7 protein-coding genes are annotated in these 9,594 nt (G+C 73.8%); 5 read left to right on the forward strand and 2 right to left on the reverse strand.

Going from position 1 to position 9,594, the window contains the following annotated elements; all coding sequences use genetic code 11:
* On the reverse strand, nucleotides 1-575 hold a 575-nt coding region (locus tag AXW62_RS33295; protein ID WP_169808191.1), incomplete at its 3' end, for a PucR family transcriptional regulator ligand-binding domain-containing protein.
* Between the two features lie 235 nt (nucleotides 576-810).
* Between AXW62_RS33295 and AXW62_RS33300 the strand changes: the two genes are divergently transcribed.
* The 5 genes from AXW62_RS33300 (at nucleotide 811) to AXW62_RS47285 (ending at nucleotide 8,286) form a co-directional block, all read left to right on the forward strand.
* Nucleotides 811-1,701, forward strand: coding sequence for an FAD binding domain-containing protein (locus tag AXW62_RS33300; protein WP_060947751.1), 891 nt, complete (start codon nucleotides 811-813; stop codon nucleotides 1,699-1,701).
* The gene (locus AXW62_RS33305; RefSeq protein WP_060947752.1) at nucleotides 1,692-2,309 is read left to right on the forward strand and encodes a (2Fe-2S)-binding protein; all 618 of its coding nucleotides are present in this window, start codon (nucleotides 1,692-1,694) and stop codon (nucleotides 2,307-2,309) included. The genes AXW62_RS33300 and AXW62_RS33305 overlap by 10 nt, the downstream gene beginning before the upstream one ends.
* A 1-nt stretch (nucleotide 2,310) precedes the next feature.
* The gene (gene pucD / locus AXW62_RS33310) at nucleotides 2,311-4,707 is read left to right on the forward strand and encodes a xanthine dehydrogenase subunit D (RefSeq protein ID WP_060947753.1); all 2,397 of its coding nucleotides are present in this window, start codon (nucleotides 2,311-2,313) and stop codon (nucleotides 4,705-4,707) included.
* Nucleotides 4,708-5,198: 491 nt separating this feature from the next.
* Nucleotides 5,199-6,356, forward strand: coding sequence for an XdhC family protein (locus AXW62_RS33315; protein ID WP_060947754.1), 1,158 nt, complete (start codon nucleotides 5,199-5,201; stop codon nucleotides 6,354-6,356).
* A gap of 157 nt (nucleotides 6,357-6,513) precedes the next feature.
* The gene (locus AXW62_RS47285; RefSeq protein WP_060947755.1) at nucleotides 6,514-8,286 is read left to right on the forward strand and encodes a glycoside hydrolase family 6 protein; all 1,773 of its coding nucleotides are present in this window, start codon (nucleotides 6,514-6,516) and stop codon (nucleotides 8,284-8,286) included.
* A 149-nt stretch (nucleotides 8,287-8,435) separates the two neighbouring features.
* Here the strand turns inward: AXW62_RS47285 and AXW62_RS33325 are convergent, their stop codons facing one another.
* A complete protein-coding gene (locus AXW62_RS33325) occupies nucleotides 8,436-9,329 on the reverse strand; it encodes a phosphatidylinositol-specific phospholipase C (RefSeq protein ID WP_060947756.1) in 894 nt (297 codons plus the stop codon).
* Between the last annotated feature and the right edge of the window lie 265 nt (nucleotides 9,330-9,594).

The raw sequence follows: 9,594 nt of genomic DNA on the forward strand, positions 1-9,594 counted from the left end.
GCGCGGACCGCCGCGGGCGGCTCCGGGGCCGCTCCGGCGGCGGCCGGGCCCGCGATCCGGCGGCCGGTGGGGGAGAGCACCCACGCGGCCAGGTCCAGGTCGGAGCGGAGTAGATCCAGGACGACTTCGGGGCCGCCGCCCGCGGGCCCCGACGACATCAGCCGGCGGTGCCGGTCGACGACCGCCGCGAGATCCCCGGCCCGCTCACCGGAGACCTGGCGCACCACATGCTCGGTGATCGTGGCGAACGCCACGTCCTCGACGACGGAGAACAGCGGCAGCCGGTGCCGTCCGCAGGCCAGCACCAGATCCTCGGGTACGGCGCCCAGCTCCGCCTCGCCCGCCGCGAGACCCGCCACCCCGGCCGCCGCGAGGATGCGGACGAACCGCTCGGAGTCCGCCGGGTCACGCCGCCAGGCGAGCCCGGTCAGCACCAGCTCACCACCCGAGAGATAGCGGCTCGGGTCGCGCAGATCGGTGGTCATCACGCCGCGCACGGTGCGGTCCAGCTCGGCCTCGCCGCCGAGCAGGCGCAGCCCCAGGGCGTCGTTCTCCAGCAGTGCTCGCAGCCGCATGTGATGCCAGCCGATCTCGTCCCGTGTTGCGGTTCCCATACGGCGAGGTTTCGGTGCCCCGCCGTTCGTTCGAATCTACAAGACCCGGCCGCTGGCCAGCCAATTGCTTCATGGTTTCGGTGACTGCACCAGGTGGCCCACACCCCGGTCTACTGGCGTGGAGCCGCGTGCAGAGTTCTCGGAGGGGAGCGCCCTCCCGACGACACCGACGCCGACGATTCGAGAAGAGAGACCCATGGACTTCCTGCGCCCCGCCGGCTGGGAGGAGGCGCTCGCCGCGAAGGCCGAGCACCCCACCGGCGTGCCCATCGCGGGCGGCACCGATGTGATGGTCGAGATCAACTTCGATCACCGGCGGCCCGAGTACCTGCTCGATCTCAACCACGTCCCCGAACTGGCCGAGTGGGAGGTCACCGACCGTACGGTCCGGCTGGGCGCGGGCGTCCCGTACACCCGCGTCATCGAGGAGCTGCGGACCGAGCTGCCGGGGCTGGCGCTCGCCGCGCGCACCGTGGGCTCGCCGCAGATCCGCAACCGCGGCACCGTCGGCGGCAACCTCGGCGCCGCCTCGCCCGCCGGGGACGCGCATCCCGCGCTGCTGGCGGCCGGGGCCGAGGTGGAGGTGGCGTCGGTGCGCGGCACCCGGCTGATCCCGGTCGAGGAGTTCTTCACCGGGGTCAAGCGGAACGCACTGGAGCCCGATGAGCTGATCCGGGCGGTGCACATCCGGCGCGCGGACGGCCCGCAGCAGTTCTCCAAGGTCGGCACCCGCAACGCCATGGTGATCGCGGTCTGCGCCTTCGCCATCGCGCTCCATCCGCGCACCCGCACCGTGCGCACCGGGATCGGATCGGCCGCGCCCACGCCGGTACGGGCCCGGGAGGCCGAGGAGTTCCTGGGCGCGGCGCTCGCGGAGGGCGGTCTCTGGGAGGGCGGCGCGCCCCTCGACCCGTCGATCGCCCGCCGGTTCGCCGAGCTGTGCGCCGGGGCGTGCCGCCCGATCGACGACGTACGGGGCAGCGCCGCGTACCGCCGCCACGCGGTGGGGGTCATGGCGCGGCGCACGCTCGGCTGGGTCTGGGAGGCGTACCGCGAGGACGAGGGGAGGACCGCACAGTGCGCGTGAACATCACGGTCAACGGGCGGCCGTACGCGGCCGATGACGTCTGGGAGGGCGAGTCCCTGCTGTACGTCCTGCGGGAGCGGCTGGGGCTCCCCGGCTCCAAGAACGCTTGTGAACAGGGCGAATGCGGTTCCTGCACGGTCCGTCTGGACGGGGTGCCGGTGTGTGCGTGCCTGGTGGCGGCGGGGCAGGCCGAGGGGCGTGAGGTGCTCACCGTCGAGGGGCTCGCGGACCACGCCCGGCGGCGTTCGTCCGCCACCGCGGAAGCGGCTGAGGCGGCCGGTCCCGGGGCCCCTGGGGCCGTCCGCCCCGGGGAGTCCGAAGCTGCCGGGGCTGTCCGTCGGGGGGCGGCCGAGGCGGGACGGCCCGGGGAGTCCGTTCCGCTGGCCCCCGTCCAGCGGGCGTTCATCGACGCCGGCGCCGTCCAGTGCGGTTTCTGCACCCCCGGACTGCTGGTGGCCGCCGATGAGCTGCTGGAGCGCAACCCCGACCCCTCCGACGCCGATATCCGCGAGGCGCTCTCCGGCAACCTGTGCCGCTGCACCGGCTACGAGAAGATCCTCGACGCGGTCCGCCTCGCGGCCGCCCGTACCGCCGGGGAGGCGGTCTGACATGGCAGCCGGCCGCACCGCCAGTGCCCCGACCCCCCTCGCCCGGACCGGCGGCGCCCCCAGGGGGGTCGTCGGCGAGTCCGCTCCGCGCCCCGACGGCACGCTCAAGGTGACCGGCGAGTTCGCGTACTCCTCCGATCTGTGGCACGAGGACATGCTGTGGGGCGTCACCCTCCGCAGCCCGCACGCCCACGCCGCGATCAGGTCCATCGACACCGCCCCGGCGCTCGCCCTGCCCGGGGTGTACGCCGTGATGACCCACGCCGACCTGCCCGCCGAGACCCACTACGGGCTGGAGATCCGCGACCAGCCCGTGCTCGCGAAGGACCGGGTCCGCTACCACGGCGAGCCCGTCGCGATCGTCGCCGCCGACCACCCCGAGACCGCCCGCCGGGCCGCCGCCCTGATCGTGGTGGAGTACGAGGAACTGCCGCTGGTCGTGGACGAGGCGACCGCCACCGCACCGGACGCCCCGCTGCTCCACCCCGGCCGCCGGGACCGCCACGCCGCCCACGTCCCGCACCCCAACATCGTCCACCGTCAGCCGGTCCGGCGCGGTGACGTCGCCGCCGCCCGCGCCCGCGCCGATGTGGTGGTCCGCCGCACCTACGAGGTCGGCATGCAGGACCAGGCGTTCCTCGGCCCGGAGTCGGGGCTCGCGGTGCCCGCCGAGGACGGCGGTGTGGACCTCTACATCGCCACCCAGTGGCTGCACATCGACCGCGATCAGCTCGCTCCGGTCCTCGGGCTGCCCGCCGACAAGGTGCGGCTGACGCTCTCGGGGGTGGGCGGGGCGTTCGGGGCGCGCGAGGACCTGTCGATGCAGGCGCACGCCTGTCTGCTGGCGCTGCGCACCGGAAAGCCCGTCAAGATCGTTTACAACCGGTACGAGTCCTTCTTCGGCCATGTCCACCGCCACCCCGCCAAGCTCAGCTACGAACACGGCGCGACCCGCGACGGCACGCTGCTCTACGTCCAGTGCCGCATCGTCCTGGACGGCGGCGCGTACGCCTCCTCCTCCCCGGCGGTCGTCGGCAACGCGGCCTCCCTGTCGGTCGGCCCCTACGTGGTGGAGAACGTCGATGCCGAGGCCATCGCGCTCTACTCCAACAACCCGCCCTGCGGGGCGATGCGCGGCTTCGGCGCGGTCCAGGCGTGCTTCGCCTACGAGGCCCAGATGGACGCGGTGGCGGCCGAACTCGGTCTGGACCCGGTGGAGTTCCGGCAGCGCAACGCGATGTCCCAGGGCGCCACCATGCCCACCGGCCAGCTGGTCGACTCCCCGGCCCCGGTCGCCGAACTGCTGCGCCGCGTCAAGGCGCTGCCGATGCCGCCCGAGCGCGCCTGGGAGACGGCGGGCGGAGCCGTGGACGTGCGGGCGCTGCCGGGCGGACTGTCCAACACCACCCACGGCGAGGCCGTGGTGCGCGGGGTGGGCTACGCGGTCGGCATCAAGAACGTCGGCTTCTCCGAGGGCTTCGACGACTACTCCACGGCCCGGATCCGGCTGGAAGTGATCGGTGGCGAACCGGTCGCCCTGGTGCACACCGCGATGGCCGAGGTCGGCCAGGGCGGTGTCACCGTGCACACCCAGATCGCCCGCACCGAGCTGGGCGTGGGCCGGGTCACCCTGCACCCGGCCGACACCCGGGTCGGCTCGGCCGGTTCCACCTCCGCCTCCCGGCAGACGTACATGACCGGCGGCGCCGTCAAGCACACCTGCGAGGCGGTACGGGAGGAGGTGCTGCGGCGCGGCCGCGCACGGCACGGCGCCGGCCACCCCGCGTGGGCGGCGCCCGACCGGCTGCGGCTGGCGGACGGCAAGGTGGTCACCGACGGCGGTGAGGTGATCGGCGATCTCGCCGAGATCCTCGGCGACGAGCCGATCGACCTGGAGCGGGAGTTCCGGCACCGGCCGACCGAGCCGTTCGACCTGCGCACCGGACAGGGGTCCGGCCATGTCCAGTACTCCTTCTGCGCCCACCGCGCGGTGGTCGAGGTCGACACCGAGCTGGGGCTGGTCAAGGTGGTCGAGCTGGCGGCCGCGCAGGACGTGGGCAAGGCGATCAACCCGCTGTCGGTCGTCGGGCAGATCCAGGGCGGTTCGGCGCAGGGGCTCGGGCTCGCCGTGATGGAGGAGATCGTCGTCTCGGCGGACGGGGCGAAGGTGCGCAATCCGTCCTTCACGGACTATCTGATCCCCACCGTCCTGGACACCCCGACCATGCCGGTGGAGGTGCTGGAACTGGCCGACGACCACGCCCCGTACGGGCTGCGCGGCGTCGGCGAGGCGCCCACGCTGTCCTCGACCCCGGCCGTCGTCGCCGCGATCCGCGCGGCGACGGGCCGCCCGCTGAAACGCGTCCCCGTCCGCCCGGAGCACCTGACCGACACCTGAGCCCCGGTCGCGGGTGGACGGCGGCGAAGGGGCTGCGCGGGCGGGCCGTGTCGGGGGGTGACCCGGGCGCGGGCGGGGCGTGTCGAGGGGGCGATCCGGGGCGCGGGCGGCCCCGTGTCGAGGGGCGCGGGCGGGCCCTGTCGGGGGATGCGGGCGCGGGTGTGCCGCATCGAGGGACGGTCCGGGGCGCGGGCGGGCTGTGGTCGGAGGGCATCCGCATGAGCAGTTCCCGCGCGACGGCCCCGAGCGCGGGCGGCCATATCGAGGGACGGCCCTGGTCGTGGGGTGCCGTTTCGAGGAACGGCCCTGGCACGGGTGGGTCGCGTCGACGGGTTGCCCCGGGCGCGGGCGGGCCGCACCGAGGGGGCTGCCCCCGGTCGCGGGCGGCCCCGTGCCGAGGGGGTGAACGGCGTGGCCGCCCCGGGGCAGATTTCGCGGGTCCGGTGTGTTGTCCCGGATACGTCGACGCGCGGTACAAGGAGCTGATCACCATGCTGGACATCGCGGGCGAGCTGCACCGCTGGTGCGAGGAGGGCCGGGATTTCGCCGTCGCCACCGTGGTCTCCGTGGGTGGTAGCGCGCCCCGGCTGCCCGGCGCGGCCCTCGCGGTGGACGGCGAGGGCACGGCGGTCGGGAGCGTGTCCGGCGGCTGCGTCGAGGGCGCGGTGTACGAGCTGTGCCAGGAGGCGCTGCGCACCGGCGAGACTGTGCGGGAGACCTTCGGCTACTCCGACGAGGACGCCTTTGCGGTGGGTCTGACCTGCGGCGGGGTCATCGATGTCCTGGTCAGCCCGGTCCCGGCGGCCGATCGCGGGGTGCGCCCGGTGCTCGCCGCCGCCGCGTCCGCCGCCGCCGGCGGCCGGACGACGGCGCTGGCCCGGATCGTGGACGGCCCGCCCGAGCTGCTGGGCCGCGCCCTGCTGGTCCGCCCGGACGGCGGCTGGGACGGCACCCTGGGCGGCCATCCCGAGCTGGACCGTACGGCGGCCGCCGAGGCCCGCGCCCTGCTGGACGCCGGGCGCACCGCGACCGTGGTCATCGGTGCCGAGGGGAGCCGCTGCGGACGCCCGGTCACCCTGCTCGCGGAGTCCAGCGTGCCGCCGCCGCGCATGATCGTCTTCGGGGCGATCGACTTCGCGAGCGCGCTCGTACGGGTCGGGAAGTTCCTGGGCTACCACGTCACGGTCTGCGACGCCCGTCCGGTCTTCGCGACCGCGCTCCGCTTCCCGGACGCCGACGAGGTGGTCGTCGACTGGCCGCACCGCTATCTCGAGAAGACCGAGGTGGACGCCCGGACAGCGCTGTGCGTGCTCACCCACGACGCGAAGTTCGACGTGCCGCTGCTGGAGCGGGCGCTGCGGCTGCCCGTGGCGTACGTGGGCGCGATGGGCTCCGCCCGCACCCATCGGGACCGGCTGCGGCGGCTGCGCGAGGCGGGTGTGGGCGATCCGGAGCTGGCCCGGCTGCTCTCCCCGATCGGGCTCGACCTCGGCGCCCGTACGCCCGAGGAGACCGCACTGTCCATCGCGAGCGAGATCGTCGCAAGCCGCCGGGGCGGCAGCGGGACGCCGCTCACGGGCGCGCGGACCCCGATCCACCACGACACCCGGACGCCCTCGGACCCGGACCGGATCGGCTCGGTGGTGTGAAATCGCATCAGATCACAGGAGGATCGTCTGACATAAGGCCACTCCTGGGCGGGAAAAACCCTCCGCCACCTGGCGGAGCCTTCCCTTGCCGGGCGTCGGTTTCTGAGTGAAAGTCAGAAATCGACCTTGGTCCTGCCGCCCCCCCTGGAGTGCGCCCGTGCGTAAGAGACGCAAGATTCTCACCGTGTCGACGGCCGTCGTGGCCGCGGTCACCCTGCCCCTGCTGATGAGTCCCGTGGTGAGCGCGGCCGGCCGGGAGGACGACGACGAGTCCTCGCGTGCGGCCCGCCTCTACGTCCCGCCTCCCGACCGGGAGTCCTACCGTCAGGTGGCCCGGCTCGCCTGGCGGGGCGACTTCCGCGACTCCGCCGGGCTCCTCGCCATGGTGCGGACACCGCAGGCGATCTGGTACGGGGACGAGACCCCGGAGCAGGTCGAGCGGCTGGTCCGCAGGACGACGCTCAGCGCCGCATGGCAGGGGAAGCTGCCGGTCCTCACCCTTTACAACGTCCCGGGCCGTGACTGCGGCAGTTACTCGAGCGGGGGAGCGAACGGCATCGCCGCGTACGAGGCGTGGATCGATGCCGTCGCCGACGGCATCGGCGACCGCCAGGCGCTGATCGTCCTCGAACCCGATTCGCTGGCGCTGCTGCCCTCCGACTGCACCGCCGCCGCGGACCCGGATCCGTCTGGTCAGACGGACCAGACCGATCCGGCCGCTCAGAACGACCAGAACGACCAGACCGGTCAGAACGACCAGGCCGACCAGAACGACCAGACAGGTCAGGCCGACCAGCCTGGTCAGGCTGACCAGACCGGTCAGGCCGCCGCCGACGAGCCGCCCGCCGCCGGGGAGCAACCGGCCGAACTGCCGCCGCTGCCCGACGCCCACGCGTCCACGGCCCCGCCCACGGGGTCGGCCGCCCCGGGCACCGCCCAGGAGGCCGCGCAGCCAGCGAACCCGCAGCCGACAGCCCCGCAGCCAACCGGTCCCCAGCCAACCGACCCCCCGTCAACCGACCCGCAGGCACCTGGTCAGCAGTCCACAAGCCCTCAGACCCCCGCGCCGGACCCCTCCGCCTCCCAGAGCCCCGCGCTCGAACCCTCCGCCGCACAGCCCAGCACCCTCCCCGAGCTGCCCCCGCTTCCCAAGCCCGACCCCGTGACCCCCGACCCGGACGGCGCGACCGGCGCGAGCGACCCGGCCGACGTGACCGACACGCCGGAAGTCGAGGACCCGGAGACCGCCGCCCGCTACTCCGAGATCAACTACGCGGTCGACGTCCTCACCGCGCTCGGCCACACGGCGGTGTACCTGGACGCGGGCCACGCCGGCTGGCACTCCGTCAGCAGCATCGTGCCCCGTCTGATCAAGGCCGGGATCGACCGTGCCACCGGCTTCGCCCTCAATGTCTCCCACTACCAGACCGACCAGGACAGCGCCTGGTACGGACGGCTGATCTCCTCCTGCCTCGCCTACGCCGACGAGGGCGGCGACCCCGAGGACTGCGCCGACCAGCGCTGGTCCAAGCGGCATGCCCGCCGCTGGCTGCGGGCCCACGCACCGGGCGACTCGTCCCGGATGAAGCACTTCGTCACCGACACCAGCCGCAACGGCCGGGGCCCCTGGATCCCCCGGCTCGGCGCGCACGTCGACGCGGAGCCATGGTGCAATCCGCCGGAGCGGGGCCTGGGCAGGCGCCCCACCACCCACACGGGCGATCCGCTACTGGACGCCGCGCTGTGGGTGAAGACGCCGGGCGAGTCGGACGGGCGGTGTCTGCGCGGTACGGACGGGCCGCTGGACCCGGAGCGGGGAACCGTCAATCCGGAGGCGGGGGAGTGGTTCCCCGAGCAGGCGCTGGAGCTCGTGCGCTACGCGGAACCGGCGGTCGGCGTCATCCGCCGGACCACCGGCCCCCGGCACTGACCACCGAGGGCCGCACCACCCGCCCTCGTACCACCTGCGGCCCCACCACCCACCGTCGTACGTACCACCCGCCGCCGTACCATCCACCGCCGCACCACCGGCCGCTGATCGCCGACCGGTGACCGCCGGTCCGTGACAGCCGCCCGCGGTCAGCCCGCCGGATTGTGCCGGATGAGGGCGTCGACCAGGCCGGACGTGGTGTTCGGGAAGTCCATCGGAACGATCCCGAGCCCCGTCCAGCCCTGTGCCTCGGCGCCCTCCAGGAACGACGTCACCCGGGGGTTCAGCCGGTCCGCGTTGGAGCGCGGCGGCAACAGGGCGGCGGTGGACACGTAGTTGACGAAGAGCTTGCCGGGCTGGGCCGCGGCCTTGCGGAACTGCGCCTCGATCTTCGGGTACTTGCCGATCGGCTCCGTCATGTAGTCGTCCTGGATGTCGAAGAGCGCTCCGTCGCCGTACCGCACCCCCGGCATGTTGTCCGAGTCGGCGAGCAGCACCACCCTGCCCCGGGCCTGGCCCAGGGTGGGGAGGGTGCTGTCCAGGCGGAAGAGCGAACGCCAGCCCTTGTCGTCCAGATAGCTGTCGAAGATCCGGCGGAACTCCGCGGCGCTCTCCTCCGAGTACTCCTGCTTGACCCGCATCAGCACGGTCTCCGACGGATGCGCGGAGAGGAAGGAGCGGCAGGCGCCGAGCACATCGTCGAAGTTGAGGTGCTGGTAGAAGGCGCCGTGGTGGATGGGGAAGGCGTTGTCGAAGGCGCGGCAGCGGACGTCCAGGAAACGGATGCCGGAGGCCAGTTGGTCGGCGACGGTGGTGTTCTGGCACTCCGTCCACGGACCGCCGAAGCGGGCGCCGGAGTTATGGGTTCCGGGTAGCGTCAGCCGCTGGACGGGGGTGGAGTCGGCGATGGCCGACAGCCAGTCCTGGGCGGCCAGCAGCCGGGGCGGCGCGGCGGCCGTGGCCGCCGCGGCACCGCTCGCGGCGGTGATCAGCCCCGCCGTGGACAGCGCGGCCGCGCCCCTGAGGAACCCTCGCCGGTCCATACTCACACTCCCGTCGCTCGTGCGTTGTGTCGTGTGCATGGCATGGAAGCACACGTGGGCGGGAGGGGACTACGGAAAGCGGCTGAATCGGCGGTGTGTCGAGGGATTCCCTTGGAGCACGACGCACCAGCCCGGACCGGCCCGTGGGGAAGACCGGATCACTGCGGGCGCTGTGCGCGCCCGCAGTGCCGTACGGGATCGGGGCCCACGGTGTCGAACGGGGCGCTCGGCGCGTCCGGGCGGCGGCTCGCGGACTCAACTCACC

Source organism: Streptomyces hygroscopicus subsp. hygroscopicus (assembly GCF_001553455.1).
Taxonomy (GTDB): Bacteria; Actinomycetota; Actinomycetes; order Streptomycetales; family Streptomycetaceae; genus Streptomyces; species Streptomyces hygroscopicus.